Here is a 15,473-nt window from a genome sequence, read left to right on the forward strand (position 1 = left end):
GCGCGCTGCGGTGCTTCGCCGCCGGGATGCGCGGCATGCCGCCCGGTCCCGTTCTCGGCGAGCGTCTCGACGAGCACGGGCTGCGGCTGCTGGTGGAGCAGTCGTACCGGCGGATCGCGCGCCGGGCCGGTTCGGCGGAGTACCACGACGCGTTGGTCGACCGGGCGAACGAGACGAGGCCGACGACCTGGGTGTAGGCGGCGAAGGGGCGAGGGATGAGCAGGGGTTGGGACGTCGGGGTCCATCAGAACCGCTACCTCGGCGAAGGCGACACCGCGATGCAAGCTGTGGTCACCGTTTCCGCGCGCGACGACGGCGCTGGCGCGTCCCGGCCGCCCGGCGCGGAAGTACTCCTGGTCGACTGCTCGACGTCGATGCGCTACCCGCCGACGAAAATCGCCGCCGCGCGCCGGGCAGCAGCCGCGGCGATCTGGGCCCTTCCCGACGGCGTCGGCTTCGCGGTCGTGCGCGGCACCGAACGCGCCGACCTGGCCTATCCACCCGAACCCGGCCTAGCGGTCGCGTCAGACGAAACCCGAGCAGCAGCGGTCGCCGCGGTGGAGCGATTCGTCGCAGTCGGCGGCACGGCCATGGGCACCTGGCTGGAATGCGCGCGAAAGCTGTTCGCGCAGGTACCCGACGCAGTACGGCACGCGATCCTGCTGACCGACGGAAACAACCAATCGCAATCGGCGGAATCGCTGCGCCGTGAACTGGACGCCTGCGAAGGCCAGTTCGTCTGCGACGCAAGGGGAATCGGCGACGGCTGGCAACGAGCCGAATTGGTCGAGATCGGCCGGGTCCTGCGCGGCTCCGTCGATTCGGTGGTGCGCGACGAAGACCTGGTCGACGACTTTCGCGCGCTGATGGCCGCGGCGCTCGCCAAGGTGATTCCGTCCGCGCGGCTGCGGATCGGCGTCACCGAACAAACCACGCTGCGCTTCGTAAAACAGGTCTGGCCAAGCGAATACGACCTGACCTCCCGCTGCGTCCCCGACGGCGACGGAAACGCGGTCCTCTCCCTCGGTTCGTGGAGCGCAGGGGAGACCAGGGAATTCCAGCTCGCAGTGGAAGTCTCAGCGGACGCCCAGCCGGAGTACGGCTCCGACCGGATGCTCGCGTGGGTCGAGGTCGACGGTGCGCCGGATTCGACGGCCCCGCTGCTGGCGCACTGGACGCACGACCCGGTCGCGCCGACGCTGGTCGACCCGAAGGTGCGCCGCTACACCATGCACGCGGAACTCAGCGAGGCCTTGGTGAACGCCGACGAGGCCTATGCCGCGGGCGACCACGCCCGGGCCGCGCGCGAATGGGGCCAGGCTGTCGAAATCGCCACGCGGACCAGCAACAAGGAAGTCCTGCGCCGCCTCGCCCGGGTAGTCGACACGACCGGCGAGGCGGTGCGGCTTCGCCCCGAAGTCACCCGCAGCGAACTGCTCAACCTGCTGGTCTCCACCGTCTCGAACGTCGGCGACGAGCCGCGCGACGCCCGTCCCGCGCCTCTTCCGGACGCGAAACCAGCGATCTGCCGCCACTGCGAGACCCCCAACGCGTCTGACGCCCGGTTCTGCGAGGAATGCGGAGAGCCGCTGCACGGAGGCGTCGCGTGACACTCCGAACGCGGCAAGCACTAGTCCGAATCCGGGCAGTGCTGCTAGCCGGAACCGTGCTAGCGCTGGTCACCTCGTACCTAGCGGTCAGCGGCGTCGTCCGGACCGCCGACCAGATCTCGTCCGCGACCAGCCGAGCAATCCTCGAAGTCGCGGCCGCGCGAGACGCCCTCGTATCCGCCGACGCCGCAGCGATCGCCAGCTTCGCCTCCGGAGAAGCAAAACTGGCCGGTCCAGGACAGGAGTACGAAAACCGGATGGCCTCGGCGAGCCAAAGTCTTGCCCGAGTCGCGGAGTTCAACCAAGCAGGCGACCCCGGCGCCGGAACCCTGCAAACCGTCGAAGGCCTGGTGGCGTCGTACTCCGGCGCGATGAGCCAGGCCGACGCCCACTTCCGCCAACCAGGCGCGGAACTAGTCGGACTGGCCGACCTCTGGTACGCCTCCCGCCTGTTGCACGCCCCCGACAACGTCCTGGAGCTATTGGGAAAACTGCAAAAAGACGAACGCTCCGCCCTGGACAGCCAAATCTCCGGCACCAGAATGAGCCCGGGCCTGCTCGTCCTCTGGCTGCTGCCGCCGATCGTGCTGCTTGCCCTGCTGGTCGCGACCCAAGTCTTCCTGCGCCAGCGCTTCCGCCGCCGCCTGAACCCACCCCTGCTGGGCGCGACCGTCCTAGGCCTAGGCGTCGTCGCAGGCTTGCTAGCCGCCTTCGCCCTAGCCGGACGCCTCGACACAGTGCGCGGCAATGTAGACCAAGCCGTAGCCGTCCGAGAAAAAAGCATCGAATCCGCCGACGCAGCAGGCCACGCCCGCCTGGCCACCCTCCTGCAACAACGCTGCGGCCCGCCCGGCTGCGGGTCCACAGTGGACGATTTCCGCCGGCAAACTCAAACCACCTCGACCGCGGCCCCCGCCCAGAACGCCATCACCTCAGCCGCCCGAGCCGTAACGACGGCCGGAGCCGCCGCCACCGAATCCGGCGGCCTGCCCGTACTGGTCCCGGTTGCCCTGATCCTCACCGGCGCACTGGTGGTGGCCGGGCTGTACCGGCGGATCGACGAATACCGGTACCGCCCATGACCCGGTGGAAGAAGTTGCTCCTGCTAGCGGCCACCGCGCTGGTGGCAACCTCGTCCGCGTGCGGGGTCGCCGCAAGCAGCAACACCCTCCAGGTGATCGGAGTATGGACCGAAGGCGAGGAAGCAGCCTTCAACCAGGTCAAACAACGTTTCGAGGAAAAGACCGGCATAGAAGTCCGCTACCAAGGCACCCGCGCCGTCGAACAGGTCCTGGCCGCCGACGTCCAGCAAGGCTCCGCCCCGGACATCGCGGTCCTGTCCAGCCCAGGCCTGCTGGCCGACTACGCCCGCCGTCAGGAAATCAAGCCTCTCGACTTCCTGGAAGCGAAGGCCGAATCCTTCTACGGCAGGCAATGGGTCGACCTGCAACGCCTTGGCACCGGAAAACTCTACTCAGTAGCGGTAAAAGCCGATCTGAAAAGCGCGATCTGGTACCGCCCCGCGAGCCTCCCGGCCCCGAAACCCGCGACCTGGCAACAACTAGCCGCCCTGGCCGGCCCCTGGTGCCTGGGCCTGGCCGCCCCGCCCACGTCAGGCTGGCCCGGCACCGACTGGATCGAAGACATCCTGCTGCACTCCGCGGGCCCCGAGGTCTATCGGCAATGGGCCGCGGGCACCCTCCCGTGGACGTCGCCCCCGGTACGCCAGGCATTCCAAGACTGGGGCGCCCTGGTCGTCCACCCGGGCGGCATCCAAGGCGGTGCCCCGGCAGCACTGCTCACCGATTTCCGAGACGCAGCCCGCTCCCTCTTCACCGACCCGCCCGGCTGCCGCATGGAACACCAAGGCTCCTTCGCGATGGGCAGCTACCAAAACATGCACCTGCACAACGAAACCGGCCCGCGCCCCCAACCGGGAACCGACTACGACTTCTTCCCGTTCCCAGGCTCCGGCGCGTCGGAAGTATCGGCGGACTTGGCCGCGATGTTCAACGACACCCCGCAAGCCCGCCAATTCCTGGACTTCCTGGTCTCGCCGGAAGCCCAGCAAATCTGGGCAGGCAACCCGAACGCGACGGCCTTCTCCGCGGGAACCGCGGTACCGAAGGACGTCTACCGCGACCCGGTAAGACGAAAGGTCGCCGACACCATCACCTCAGGAAAACCAGTCTGCTTCGACGCCTCCGACCTCATGCCGAAGACCATGACCGGCGCCTTCTACCGCGCGATCCTGGAATACACCGCAGACCCGGCACAACTCGAAACCCTGCTGACCAGACTGGACGACACCCGCAAGAGCATCCCCAGAGCAGACTGGCTCAACGTCCCCTGCGGCCAGTAACCCTGCCCCAAGTCCGTGAGGGGAACCCTGAGGAACTCTGATTCCCTGAGGGTTCCCCTCACGTCCCTAAAACCGCACCAACGCACTCAACCAGCGGTGCACCCGCCCCGCGCAACCACCACGGCAATGTCGCCGCCAGGCGACGAGCCGCCCCGAAAGAAGGATTCACCCGCTCGCCTGCCCAGTCAGCGGTACCCCCGTAACCGCAACCCCACTTAGCGTCACCTACGCAGTAATTGACCGACCCGGAAGGACCGAGCAATGATCAAACGCCTGTTCCAGACCGTCCTGCGGCACGGATGCTGCTCCGCCTGCACCGGCAAGGGCTGCGGCTGCTGCGCCAACTGCCACTGACCCCTGAGGGGCCCGGCACGAACGCCGGGCCCCACCACGTCACCTCTTCAACCCGCGAATCAGCAACATCACCGACCCCAGCACATCCGCCCGAGACCGGCCAGGATGAAACACCTGCCAGTCCAACGCCACCACCAGCATCGTCCCGAAAACCCCTGCAGCGGCGGTCGCGATATCCAACCCCTCAGGCAACCGCCCAGCCGCACCCAACCGCTCCAGCTGCGCCTTGACGACCGCGATCAATTCTTCCCGTAACAAAGCCAACGTGTCATGCCACCGCCCAGGCGTATGCCACAGCTCGCTGACCACGATCTGAGAAAACCCCGGATACTCCGCAATGAACTCCAGCGTCGTATCCACCTGAGCCTCAATCACGGCCAACGGATCATCATCCGTCCCCGCGGCCCGCAACCGCCCGGCGAGCAAGTCGACGCCGAACCGGAGCAGAGCGTCGACCAGCCCGTCCTTGGACCCGAAGTTGTAATAAACGGTCCCTTTAGCGACCCCAGCCTCAGCCGCGATGTCGTCCACTGTCAGCCCGACGAGGCCACGACTGGCCGACAGCCGCAACGTGGCCTCGAAGAGCTTCCGTTTGGTCGCTTCTCTCACAGGCTCAGCTCGGGCTTGAGCGCCGAGACCGACCACACCCGGTGTTTGCGCGCGGCGAGAGTAGACAGCAGGATCCCGCCGACGAGGTACGCCACCAGCACCCCTATGTCACCGAGGATCTGCATCGACGCGCCGGTATAGAGCAGATGCCGGAACCCGTCGATCGCATAACCCATCGGCAGCACTATGTGCAGCGGATACAGCGCGTCCGGGATCGTCTGCCAGGGGAACGTGCCGCCCGCGCTCACCAATTGCAGCACCAGCAGCACCAGCCCGAGGAACTTGCCCACGGCACCGAAGAGCGCGTTGAGCGCGTGCACGATCGACGTGAAGGCCAGCGACACCAGACAGGCGAATCCGATCGCGCCCAACGGATGCGCCACGTGGATGCCGACCAGCCAGGTCACCGCGGCGAAGAGCACGATCACCTGCCCCAGGCCCAGCACGGCCGAGGACAGCCAGCCGCCGAGCGCGACCCGCAGCGGCGACGCGCCGGCGGTGAGCGCGCGCGTCGACAGCGGGCGGATCAGCAGGAACAGCACGAACGCGCCGATCCAGGTGGCCAGCGAGATGAAGAACGGCGCGAGCCCGGCGCCGTAAGTGCCCGCCGACGCCACGCCGTTCGACGTGACCGCGACCGGGTCGGCGATCGTGTTCGCGGTGGCGGTGCGGGTCGGATCGTCCGGGTTCGGGATCTGCGACAGCCCGGCGGCCAGCCCGTCGCGCAGCTTCGCCGAACCGTCGGCGAGCTGGTCGGTGCCGGTGACCGCGGTCTTCTCGCCGTCGTTGAGCTTCGCCGAACCGTCGCGCAGCTGGTTCGCGCCGTCGGACGCCTGCGCGATCCCGTTGGCCAGCTGCGGCGAGGCCGACGCGAGCTGGTGCGCCCCGTCGGACACCTGCCGGGCGCCGCTGGAGAGCTTCTGCAGGTCTCCGTTGGCGGACTGGACCTTGCTGTTCGCGTCGTTGATCGGGGAGCGCAACTGGTCGAGGCGAGACAGGATGTCGTTGACCTGGCTGTCGGAAAGCCCCGCGTCGTGCAGTTGCGTGTTCAGCTGGGAGCGGTAACTGTCGAGGCGGCCCTGCAGATCGCCGGACGCGGACGCGGCGAGCGAAGAGGCGTCCGCGACCTTTTGGTTGCCGTCGGCCACCTGGCCCGCCCCGTCAGCGAGCTTCTGGGTCTGGCTCGGCAGCGACGCGGTGCTCGAATTGAGCGTGCCCAATCCGGTGGCGAGACTGCTCGACCCGGTCGCGAGCTGGCTCGCCCCGTCGGCCAGTTGATGTTGCCCCGTCTGGAGTTTCGCCGCGCCGTCGGCGAGTTGCTTGGCCCCGTCAGTGGCCTCGGAGATCTTGCCGTAGATGGTGGAGAAGCCGACGAGGAACTTGTCCGCGGCCTCGCTGCCCACCTTCTCCGCGATCGTCTTGCGGACCTGGTCGGCGACCTGTTTCGCGATGGTGCCGGACAGATAGTTGTTGGCGTCGTTGGTGGTCAGCGTGATGGTCGCCTGCTGCGGCTCGAAATTGCCGGACGACAGCAGCGCCTTCGAGAAGTCGTGCGGAATGCCGATGGCGAACGAGTACTTGTCGTCCCGCACGCCGTCCCGGGCGTCCTTTTCGGACACTTGATGCCACTGGAAGGTGCCGGACTTCACCAGTTCGTCGGTGACCTCGCGGCCGACGTTGCGCTCGGCTCCGTTGGAGTCCTTCGCACCCGCGTCTTCGGTGAAGACGGCGGCGGGCAGCTTGTCGAGGCGGCCGTACGGGTCGTAGTTCGCGTAGAGGTAGAACGACGCGTACAGCAACGGCACCATGACGAGCGCGAACATGGCGAGCTTCGGCAGCGTCCCGGTGGACAGCCTGCGCAGTTCGTTGCGCGCGATCCGGAACGCGTTCAGTCCGCCGGCCCGCTTGTGGGGGGTGGTCATGCCCGGTCTCCCTCGGAGTTCTCGGTTTCGGCGGTCAGTTCGGCGGTTTCCGGGAGCTGCTTGGTCTGCTCGGCCTCCGCTTCAGCGGGTTCTGGCGGGGCGTACAGCCGGATCGGATCCGGTTGCTCGGCCTCGCCGACCTTCGCGGGCGGATAGGGGAGCGCTGACTCCGGCGTCGTCGCGGCCAGCACGGCCACCGCGAACCCGCGGGCGGCGTGCTCCTTCGCGACGGCGGTCCAGGAGGCGACGTCGCTGGTGTGCCGGTCCGGCGTGTCGAGGACGAGCACGCGCACACCGTCGCGTTCGGCGGCCAGCGCGGTGAGCAGCCGGGTGCGCAGCGCGGGTTCGAGGCTCTCGAACCGGCTGTCGGCGTACGGCCCCGCGTCGTGTTGCGAGAGCCAAGCCGTGACCGCATCCTTGCCGGACGGGCGGTGCGCGAGCGCCAGCTCTTCGCCGGCGACGACGCGCAGCGACAAGGCCTCGTCCGGCTCGCTGACCCCCGGCGAGTCCACCACGGCCACGAGCCGCCGCAGGTCGCCCTCGGGATCGGCGGTGACGGTGCCGGTGGTCGGCTTCAGCCGCCCGGCCAGCGCGAGCGCCAGCGCGGTGATGCCGACGCCCGGCTCGCCGTGCACCACGGTGAGGCAGCCCTCCTCGACGGTGAGCGAGGTAGGCGGCAACAAGGGGCCGTGGGGACCCTTCAGGGACACCCGGTCGGCACGGACCTGCACAGGACACACTCCACGGATTTTGAACTGACTAGTCAGTTCAAAAGTTAGTCCTGACCTGGCGGCGTCGGCAAGGCGGCTCGCCGGACGTCACACCAAAGAGCGGAAAGCTCAGCGCAGGGCCCACGCAGGGTGTGCTTCCCAGGACGTCCAAAGCGGCCGGTAGCCCTGCCGGTGCCAGAACACCGACGACAGGGGATTGGTCGGGTTGTAATAGAGGTAGGTGCCGGTCGCGCCCTGGTTCAGCAGCTCGCGGTGCGCACGGGCCATCAGCGCGCGGCCGATCCCGCTGCCGCGGCTGGCCGGGGCGGTGACGACGTTGTTCACGTACCCCCAGCGCCCGGACGGCAGCAGTTCGGCGGCCTCGCTGCCAGGCGTGGATTCGACCCAGTCGCATTGCGCGAGCGCGGCCACTTCGCCGTCGACCTCGGCGAGCCAGGTCGCCTTCTCGCCGAGCGCGCGGCGCAATGCCGGGCCGAGCAGTTCCGCGGTCTGCTCGCGTTTCCGGTGCGCGACAAGGCCGGTGTAATCGAACGTCGCCGTGCACAACGCCAGCGCCGCCGGGTAGTCGTCCGGCCCGGCGAGGCGGATCGACGCGTCCGTCTCGACGTCCTCTGGCACGACAGCGCGGCGAACGGCCAGCGCGGACAACGGAACCAGGCCGTGGTCGAGGAAAGCCCGGATGGCTTCGGCGTCGCGGCTCGGCCAGTTGACGACGCACGCCGAATCAGCGCCCGGCGCTTCAGTGTCCACTTGGGACCGAAGCGCGCCGAGCAACGCGTCGAATCCTTCGGTGCCCGCCGTTTCCGGATCCGGGAACAGCTGCCACACCTCGGCCGCCGACCACAGCAGGGGAGCGTCGCCCGGACCGTGCCGGTAGCGCTGGAGCATCGCGGAAACCTGCGTGCCCGACGCGGTCACCGCGCGCAGCCGGTCGCCGCTCGCGAGCGGGACGGGCGGCGGCAGGAGCGGGTCGAGTTCGGCGAATCGGCCTGCGGAGCTCACCGCCGCAGCGTAGCCGGTCAGTCGCGGCGCGTGCGGAAGATCGCGGTGCCGGGGAACAGCCTGCCGCGCAGCGGGCTCCACTGGCCCCAGGTGCGCGTGTGGCCCGCCGGCCACTCCGGCTCGACGAGGTCTTCCAGCGCGAAGCCCGCGGCGGCGAGCGCGCGCACGTAGTCGCCGAGCGTGCGGTGGTATTCGACGTACGTGGCCGTGCCGTCGTCGTCCACCTCGACGTACGGCGTGCGGTCGAAGTACGGCTGGGTCGCGGTGAGCCCCTGCGGCCCGGGATCGTCCGGGAAGATCCACCGCATCGGGTGCGTCACCGAGAAAACCCACGGTGCCCCGGGACGCAGCACGCGACGCACTTCGCCGAACACCGTCTCCAGCGACGGCACGAAGGGGAGCGCGCCGAACGCGGAGCACGCGATGTCGAAACTAGCGTCGGCGAACGGGAGCCGCTCGGCGTTCGCCTGCACGAGGGGGACCGTCGCGCCGGTGCGGGCGTTCCCCTCGCGGGCGTGCCGGAGCATCCCGCCGGACAGATCCGTGGCGACCGGTTCGGCTCCGGCGGCGGCGAGCCAGCGCGAGCACGCGGCCTGTCCGCAGCCGACCTCGAGCACGCGCCGTCCGCGCACGTCGCCGAGCAGCCGCGCGTCCTCCTCGCGGACCCCCTCCGGGCACCAGACGAAATCGGCGTCGCCGAGGAATCCGCCGTGGGCAGCCTGGTAGTCGTCGGCATCCGCGTCCCACCAGGCCAGATTCGCCGCTTCGGCCTCGTTCCCGCCGACTTCGCGGTGGGCGACGCCGACAGTGCCGAGCCGTTCTTCAGCGCTCGCGTGGCTGGCCGCCGGGGCCGCGGCGGGCTCGGGCATGCCGGTCTCCTCTCCCGGTGGCGCCGGCTGGGCGCGGGAATGCCCGGACCGGCGGAAACGTTCGACAGAAGGTACCGGGAGCCCAGGGCGACCCTGATTGTGTCCCCCGCGGGGGCCCGCGTACGATACGTGTTAGCGCAGTGGGGTTCGCGCTGCCCGGGTGACTACCCACCGGGGCCGCGCATCGTCAGCGGGTCATGCCGCGGTCGTTCACTGGTGGAACGTTTGGTCGCCGGACGTTTGAGCAGGGTCGCCGCATGCCATGGCTGCGGGACTCGCCGCGTGCACGGCCGGTAGCCAACTTCACATCCACCTACGACACCCATCCACCGGAGCAACCCGCCTAATGACCACCGACACCGCCACCGCCCCGACCGCCCCGACCGGGGCCCCGCAGGTCGCCATCAACGACATCGGGTCGGAGGAAGACTTCCTCGCGGCTATCGACAAGACGATCAAGTACTTCAACGATGGGGACATCGTCGAAGGCACCATCGTCAAGGTCGACCGCGACGAGGTCCTGCTCGACATCGGGTACAAGACCGAGGGCGTCATCCCCTCGCGCGAGCTGTCCATCAAGCACGATGTCGACCCGGCCGAGGTTGTCGCCGTCGGCGATGAGGTCGAAGCCCTCGTTCTCCAGAAGGAGGACAAGGAAGGCCGTCTGATCCTGTCCAAGAAGCGCGCGCAGTACGAGCGCGCCTGGGGCACGATCGAGGAGCTCAAGGAGAAGGACGAGCCCGTCAAGGGCACCGTCATCGAGGTCGTCAAGGGCGGCCTCATCCTGGACATCGGCCTGCGCGGCTTCCTGCCCGCGTCGCTGGTCGAGATGCGCCGGGTGCGCGACCTGCAGCCGTACGTCGGCCGCGAGCTCGAGGCGAAGATCATCGAGCTGGACAAGAACCGCAACAACGTGGTCCTGTCCCGCCGTGCCTACCTCGAGCAGACCCAGTCCGAGGTGCGCAGCGAGTTCCTCAACGCGCTCGCCAAGGGCCAGGTCCGCAAGGGCGTCGTGTCCTCCATCGTCAACTTCGGCGCCTTCGTGGACCTGGGCGGCGTCGACGGCCTGGTGCACGTCTCCGAGCTGTCCTGGAAGCACATCGACCACCCGTCCGAGGTCGTCGAGGTCGGCCAGGAGGTCACGGTCGAGGTCCTGGACGTCGACATGGACCGCGAGCGCGTCTCGCTGTCGCTGAAGGCGACCCAGGAAGACCCGTGGCGCCAGTTCGCCCGCACCCACGCGATCGGCCAGATCGTGCCGGGCAAGGTCACCAAGCTCGTCCCGTTCGGCGCGTTCGTCCGCGTCGAGGAGGGCATCGAGGGCCTGGTGCACATCTCCGAGCTGGCCGAGCGCCACGTGGAGATCCCGGAGCAGGTCGTCCAGGTCAACGGCGACGTCATGGTCAAGGTCATCGACATCGACCTCGAGCGCCGTCGCATCTCGCTGTCGCTGAAGCAGGCGAACGAGGGCGTCACGCCGGAGACCGAGTTCGACCCCACCCAGTACGGCATGGCCGCCGAGTACGACACCGAGGGGAACTACATCTACCCCGAGGGCTTCGACCCGGACACGCAGGAGTGGCAGGAAGGCTTCGACAAGCAGCGCGAGGAGTGGGAGCGGCAGTACGCCGAGGCCCACACGCGCTACGAGGCCCACATGGCCCAGGTCAAGAAGGCCGCCGAGGCCGACGCCGAAGCCGCTGCCGACGCTGCCACCGGCATCGAGGGCGGCGACCAGAGCTACACCTCGTCCGCCCCGGTCGAGGCGAAGAGCGGCGGCACGCTCGCCAGCGACGAGCAGCTCGCGGCCCTGCGCGAGAAGCTGTCGGGCGGCGCGTGAGCGTTTGACTCGCTGAGTCTCTGAACACCAGTTCGGCCCCGGTCCGCACGGACCGGGGCCGAACTGTTTTCCGGATTCGCCGGGCGCGGGGGAGCAGTGCGGGCAGCCGTCCGACGGGCAGCTCAGTTCGATTTCCGCGGCGAAACTCGTGCGCAGCACTCCCGATCGCAATGCCGGGCGCATTCGGCCGCGGACCAGGGCTGAACGGTTTCCCCCAGGATCTTTCGCGCCCGGTCGCGGATCAGGCGCGCAGGCCAAGCCCGTCGATCGTCGCGCGCACGCCGCGGCGGTACATCGTTTCCTGCGCGGTTTCGGCCGGGTCGAGGAACCAGTCGTCGAGCGGGCTTTGCGAGCGGATCGTCAGCTCGACGCTCACCAGCCCGTGCATCGCCGTCCAGAGCAGATAGCCGCATTCCTGCGGGACGACGCCCGGTGGGCAGACGAGTTCGATTTTCGCGACGAACTCGGCGAAACTCGTGCGCAGCACGCCTGAGCGCAACGCCGGATCCGGGTCGTAATCGTGCACCGAACGCTCGAACATCAAGCCGTAGCGAGCCGGGCTTTCCAGGGCGAAGCGGCGGTAGGCGAGTGCGACCTCCACCAGGTCGGCGATCCCGTCGCCGTCGGACCGCGGGACGTCGCGCAGTTCTTCGCCCAGCAGGTCGAAAGCCCGTTCGTACAAGGCGTCCAGCAGACCGGTGCGGCCGCCGAAGCGCGTGTACACCGTGATCGTGGACGCCCCGGCCTGTTCCGCCACCGCGCGCACGGTCAATCCGGCGACGCCTCGCTCGGTCAGGACGGTCAGCGCCGCGTCGAGGAACCGGCCGCGGTTGTGCTGCTCCGCCGGTCGTGTCGAGAGATGCCGGGTGGCCATCTCCCACCCCCTTTTGCCCGTGCTCCGCGGGAAGCGCGTCCGCGTCTCGCAAGCAGAAGATACGATATTCACGGCTTCTTGGGAACGTCGTTCCCGGACCGTCCACAAGCGACCGCCCGCGCCGGGCGGGCAACGCCGAGCAGAAGGAATCCGCCCTCATGACCCAGCCGGAACCCGGCACTGTCGTCGTCACCGATGCCGGGAGCGGCCGCTACACCCAGCGCGTCACGACCGCGGGCCACGAATTCCTCGCCGACGAACCGGCGAGCGTGGGCGGCGCGGACGCCGGGCCCACGCCGTACGACCTCCTGCTGTCCGCGCTCGGCACCTGCACCTCGATGACGCTGCGGATGTACGCCGACCGCAAGGGAATCCCGCTGACCCGCACCACCGTCCGGCTCCGGCACGACCGCATCCACGCCCGCGACTGCGAACGCTGCGAGACCGAGGTCGGGTTGATCAGCCGGATCACGCGGGAGATCTCGCTGGAAGGCGACCTCGACGACGCCCAGCGCGCGCGGCTGCTGGAGATCGCGGACAAATGCCCGGTGCACCGGACGCTGAGCCACGAGATCGCGATCGAAACCCACGCGATCTGATCGCGGCGGTCCGTGCGGGGAACCTTCAGGGGCTCAGAGTCAAGGGCAGTGACTTGAGGCGTCGCTCGGGGTGGGGTTGAGGCGGGTCTGTGCGGGCCGTAGCGGCTGGCGGAGGCTGGGTTGTCGTACGTGAGGGAAACCCTGAGGGAATCTGATTCCCTGAGGGTTCCCCTCACGTACCGGAAGACCCGGTCATGTGGGCATCAATCGGGCGTTTCGACCGCGCCAGTGTCCTTTGTGGACGGGCAACTGGCTGAAGCAACGCAGCTTAAGTTCTCGACATGGGGACTCAGAGTCCGTGAGGGTGGCCCTCACGGACCTTGCCGCAGCGTCGGAGGCGGGAAGGTCAGGCGCGTTCCAGCGAAACCGAAGGCACCCAGGCACGTTCGAGGGCGGCTTCGCGGGCACGACGGCGGAGGCCGGCCAGGCTGTGCTTCGCGGGCACGAGCAGCGCGCTGAACCACGTGCGCCGGTATTCCGCGAGCGCCTCCGAGACCTGGCGATAGCCGACGCAGTGCACCAGGCCCGGGGTGCCGAGCCGGTGCTTCCCGACGTGCTTCTCCGCCATTGTTCCTCCGTGTGGGCGACCCTTCCGCCGCGCACGGTACGCACTCGACCCGCGAAAACAGCGCAAGCGCGCGGCGTGTCACCCACATCAGTTCGGCTACGCCCGAAAATGTGCTTGCGTTTACGCGGAGGGTGTGCCGGTACCCGTGCGGGTGCACGTGCAGGGCGTTCGGCGTCGCCTGAGCGGGTGACGGCGGCTCTCGTTAAGGTGTGGCCATGCTGCGAGTGGGCCTGACGGGCGGGATCGGTGCGGGGAAGTCGACGGTGGCGAACCGGCTGGCCGAACACGGGGCGGTCGTCATCGATTCGGACCGCATCGCGCGCGAGGTCGTGGAGCCCGGCACTCCCGGGCTGGCCGCGCTGACGGAGGCGTTCGGCGAGGAAATCCTGGCCGAGGACGGCTCGCTGGACCGTCCCGCGCTCGCCGCGCGCGCGTTCGCGGACGACGAATCGCGCAAGCGGCTGAACGCGATCGTGCATCCGCTGGTCGGGCAGCGCACCGGCGAGCTGATGGCCGAGGCCGCGGACGACGCGGTGGTCGTGCACGACGTCCCGCTGCTCGTCGAAAACGATCTCGCACCCGCGTATCACCTGGTGCTGGTGGTCGACGCGCCGGTGGAGGTGCGGGTGCGCCGGCTGGTCGAGGTGCGCGGCATGCCCGAGGCGGACGCCCGGGCGCGGATCCGGGCGCAGGCCGCGGAGGAACAGCGCCGCGCGGTCGCGGACGTCTGGCTCGACAACGGCGGGACGCAGGACATCGTGCTCGCCGAAGTGGACGCATTGTGGGCGGACCGGCTGGTGCCGTTCGAGGCGAATCTTCGGCTGCGCAAACCGCGTCCGCCCGCCTCGCCGGTGATCTCGCCGTACGACACGAGCTGGCCGCTGCAAGCCGAACGTCGGTTGGCGCGGCTGCGGCAGATCGCGGGTTCGCGGCTGGTGCGCGCGGACCACATCGGGTCCACCGCCGTACCGGGCTTGCCCGCCAAGGACGTCCTCGACCTCCAGCTCACAGTGTCCTCTTTGGACGATGCGGATGCGCTCGCCGAAGCGCTCGCTGACGCCGGTTTCCCGCGCCGCGAAGGCGAATGGTGGGACGATCCGCAGGACGGCGACGGGAAGTGGCTCAAACGGTTCCACCAGAGCGCCGACCCGAAGCGGCCGGTGAACCTGCACGTCCGGTCCACCGAAACCCCGGCGTGGCGGCTCGCGCTGCTGTTCCGCGACTGGATCCGCGCGCACCCGGACGAGCGCGACAACTACACCGAGGTGAAGGAAGCACTGGCGCGCAAGCATTCCGCGGACGGCACGGTCGAGCAGTACGCGGAGGAGAAACAGGGCTGGGTCAACGCGGCGTTCGTGCGCGCGGAGAAGTGGGCCGCGCAGAGCGGCTGGAAGCCCTGACACGGAAAACCAGGTGCGGTCCCGCCTCGCGCGGGGTTACCGTTCGGGCCATGAAGCGCGCCCAGTCCATGACGACGCCGGATCCCGTCCCGGCGCGCTGAACACTGCCATTCGAGCCCGGGGCGAGCGCCCCGGGCTCTTCGCTGTGCGCTCGCCTCGCCTTCCGTGAGGAGACCGCCATGCCTGACCACCGCAAACTCGGCCGGGAACTCGGCCTGTTCGGCAGCGACCCGCTGATCGGGGCGGGACTGCCGTACCTGCTGCCCGACGGCGCCGCCGTGCGGCACGTGCTGGAGGAGTACGTCCGCGAGGTCGAACGCCGAGCCGGCTACCAGCACGTGTCGTCGCCGGTGCTGGGGAAACGCGAGCTGTACGAGCTTTCCGGCCACTGGGCGCACTATCGCGACGACATGTTCCCGCCGATGGACCTCGGCGGCGAACAGGTCGTGCTGCGGCCGAGCCTGTGCCCGCACCACGCGCTGATCTACCGTTCCCGCGCTCGCAGCCACCGCGACCTGCCGGTGCGGCTGGCCGAACTCGGCGGGATGTACCGCGCCGAACTGTCCGGCGTCCTCGGCGGGCTCAGCCGGGTGCGGGCGATCCAGCTCAACGACGCGCACATTTTCTGCCTGCCCGAGCAGGTCGGCGCGGAGGTGCGGAGCGCGCTCGCGCTGATCCGCCGCGTGTATGACGACCTCGGCCTGAAAGCCGCACGCTACCGCCTTTCCTTGCC

General features: G+C 69.1%; 15 protein-coding genes. 8 read left to right on the forward strand and 7 right to left on the reverse strand.

From position 1 onward, the window contains the following. The 4 genes from ACWDNU_RS41695 to ACWDNU_RS41710 form a co-directional block, all read left to right on the forward strand. Positions 1–197: tetratricopeptide repeat protein (locus ACWDNU_RS41695; protein WP_449672902.1), on the forward strand; the 197-nt coding region annotated here is incomplete at its 5' end. An 18-nt stretch (positions 198–215) separates the two neighbouring features. Further along, positions 216–1,610, forward strand: a complete 1,395-nt coding sequence (locus ACWDNU_RS41700; RefSeq protein WP_449672903.1) for a VWA domain-containing protein — start codon at positions 216–218, stop codon at positions 1,608–1,610. After that, positions 1,607–2,692, forward strand: a complete 1,086-nt coding sequence (locus tag ACWDNU_RS41705; RefSeq protein WP_449672904.1) for a hypothetical protein — start codon at positions 1,607–1,609, stop codon at positions 2,690–2,692. The genes ACWDNU_RS41700 and ACWDNU_RS41705 overlap by 4 nt, the downstream gene beginning before the upstream one ends. Continuing rightward, complete coding sequence (locus tag ACWDNU_RS41710; RefSeq protein ID WP_449672905.1) at positions 2,689–3,972, forward strand: ABC transporter substrate-binding protein; 1,284 nt, start codon at positions 2,689–2,691, stop codon at positions 3,970–3,972. Before ACWDNU_RS41705 ends, ACWDNU_RS41710 begins: the two co-directional genes overlap by 4 nt. 393 nt (positions 3,973–4,365) lie before the next feature. Here ACWDNU_RS41710 and ACWDNU_RS41715 read toward each other — a convergent pair whose 3' ends face one another. The 5 genes from ACWDNU_RS41715 to ACWDNU_RS41735 form a co-directional block, all read right to left on the reverse strand. Further along, complete coding sequence (locus ACWDNU_RS41715; RefSeq protein ID WP_344286456.1) at positions 4,366–4,935, reverse strand: TetR/AcrR family transcriptional regulator; 570 nt, start codon at positions 4,933–4,935, stop codon at positions 4,366–4,368. Further along, positions 4,932–6,827, reverse strand: a complete 1,896-nt coding sequence (locus ACWDNU_RS41720; RefSeq protein WP_449672913.1) for a YhgE/Pip family protein — start codon at positions 6,825–6,827, stop codon at positions 4,932–4,934. Before ACWDNU_RS41720 ends, ACWDNU_RS41715 begins: the two co-directional genes overlap by 4 nt. 26 nt (positions 6,828–6,853) lie before the next feature. Further along, positions 6,854–7,588, reverse strand: coding sequence for an ABC transporter ATP-binding protein (locus ACWDNU_RS41725; RefSeq protein WP_449672906.1), 735 nt, complete (start codon positions 7,586–7,588; stop codon positions 6,854–6,856). 108 nt (positions 7,589–7,696) lie between these two features. After that, positions 7,697–8,590 (reverse strand): GNAT family N-acetyltransferase, encoded by an 894-nt coding sequence (locus ACWDNU_RS41730; RefSeq protein ID WP_449672907.1) that lies wholly within the window; start codon positions 8,588–8,590, stop codon positions 7,697–7,699. 17 nt (positions 8,591–8,607) lie between these two features. Continuing rightward, positions 8,608–9,459: a class I SAM-dependent methyltransferase gene (locus tag ACWDNU_RS41735; protein ID WP_449672908.1), complete on the reverse strand. Its 852-nt coding sequence runs from the start codon at positions 9,457–9,459 to the stop codon at positions 8,608–8,610. Positions 9,460–9,805: 346 nt separating this feature from the next. Between ACWDNU_RS41735 and rpsA the strand changes: the two genes are divergently transcribed. Then, the gene (rpsA, locus tag ACWDNU_RS41740) at positions 9,806–11,299 is read left to right on the forward strand and encodes a 30S ribosomal protein S1 (protein ID WP_344286459.1); all 1,494 of its coding nucleotides are present in this window, start codon (positions 9,806–9,808) and stop codon (positions 11,297–11,299) included. Positions 11,300–11,540: 241 nt separating this feature from the next. Here rpsA and ACWDNU_RS41745 read toward each other — a convergent pair whose 3' ends face one another. Beyond that, positions 11,541–12,173, reverse strand: a complete 633-nt coding sequence (locus ACWDNU_RS41745) for a TetR/AcrR family transcriptional regulator (RefSeq protein WP_449672909.1) — start codon at positions 12,171–12,173, stop codon at positions 11,541–11,543. Between the two features lie 158 nt (positions 12,174–12,331). Here ACWDNU_RS41745 and ACWDNU_RS41750 point away from each other — a divergent pair, with 158 nt between their 5' ends. Next, on the forward strand, positions 12,332–12,772 hold the full coding sequence (locus ACWDNU_RS41750; RefSeq protein WP_344286461.1) for an OsmC family protein: 441 nt from the start codon (positions 12,332–12,334) through the stop codon (positions 12,770–12,772). Positions 12,773–13,118: 346 nt separating this feature from the next. Here the strand turns inward: ACWDNU_RS41750 and ACWDNU_RS41755 are convergent, their stop codons facing one another. After that, complete coding sequence (locus ACWDNU_RS41755; protein WP_449672910.1) at positions 13,119–13,340, reverse strand: hypothetical protein; 222 nt, start codon at positions 13,338–13,340, stop codon at positions 13,119–13,121. 215 nt (positions 13,341–13,555) lie between these two features. Here ACWDNU_RS41755 and coaE point away from each other — a divergent pair, with 215 nt between their 5' ends. Next, positions 13,556–14,740: a dephospho-CoA kinase gene (gene coaE, locus ACWDNU_RS41760; RefSeq protein ID WP_449672911.1), complete on the forward strand. Its 1,185-nt coding sequence runs from the start codon at positions 13,556–13,558 to the stop codon at positions 14,738–14,740. A gap of 179 nt (positions 14,741–14,919) precedes the next feature. Then, on the forward strand, positions 14,920–15,473 hold a 554-nt coding region (locus ACWDNU_RS41765; RefSeq protein ID WP_449672912.1), incomplete at its 3' end, for an aminoacyl--tRNA ligase-related protein.

This window comes from Amycolatopsis sp. NPDC003676 (genome assembly GCF_053587275.1).

Bases quoted from the DNA above. Each gene is read 5' to 3' on its own strand.
- ACWDNU_RS41700 (WP_449672903.1), top strand. From the start codon at position 216: ATGAGCAGGGGTTGGGACGTCGGGGTCCATCAGAACCGCTACCTCGGC.
- ACWDNU_RS41710 (WP_449672905.1), top strand. From the start codon at position 2,689: ATGACCCGGTGGAAGAAGTTGCTCCTGCTAGCGGCCACCGCGCTGGTG.
- ACWDNU_RS41735 (WP_449672908.1), bottom strand. From the start codon at position 9,459: ATGCCCGAGCCCGCCGCGGCCCCGGCGGCCAGCCACGCGAGCGCTGAA.
- rpsA (WP_344286459.1), top strand. From the start codon at position 9,806: ATGACCACCGACACCGCCACCGCCCCGACCGCCCCGACCGGGGCCCCG.
- ACWDNU_RS41745 (WP_449672909.1), bottom strand. From the start codon at position 12,173: ATGGCCACCCGGCATCTCTCGACACGACCGGCGGAGCAGCACAACCGC.
- ACWDNU_RS41750 (WP_344286461.1), top strand. From the start codon at position 12,332: ATGACCCAGCCGGAACCCGGCACTGTCGTCGTCACCGATGCCGGGAGC.
- ACWDNU_RS41755 (WP_449672910.1), bottom strand. From the start codon at position 13,340: ATGGCGGAGAAGCACGTCGGGAAGCACCGGCTCGGCACCCCGGGCCTG.
- coaE (WP_449672911.1), top strand. From the start codon at position 13,556: ATGCTGCGAGTGGGCCTGACGGGCGGGATCGGTGCGGGGAAGTCGACG.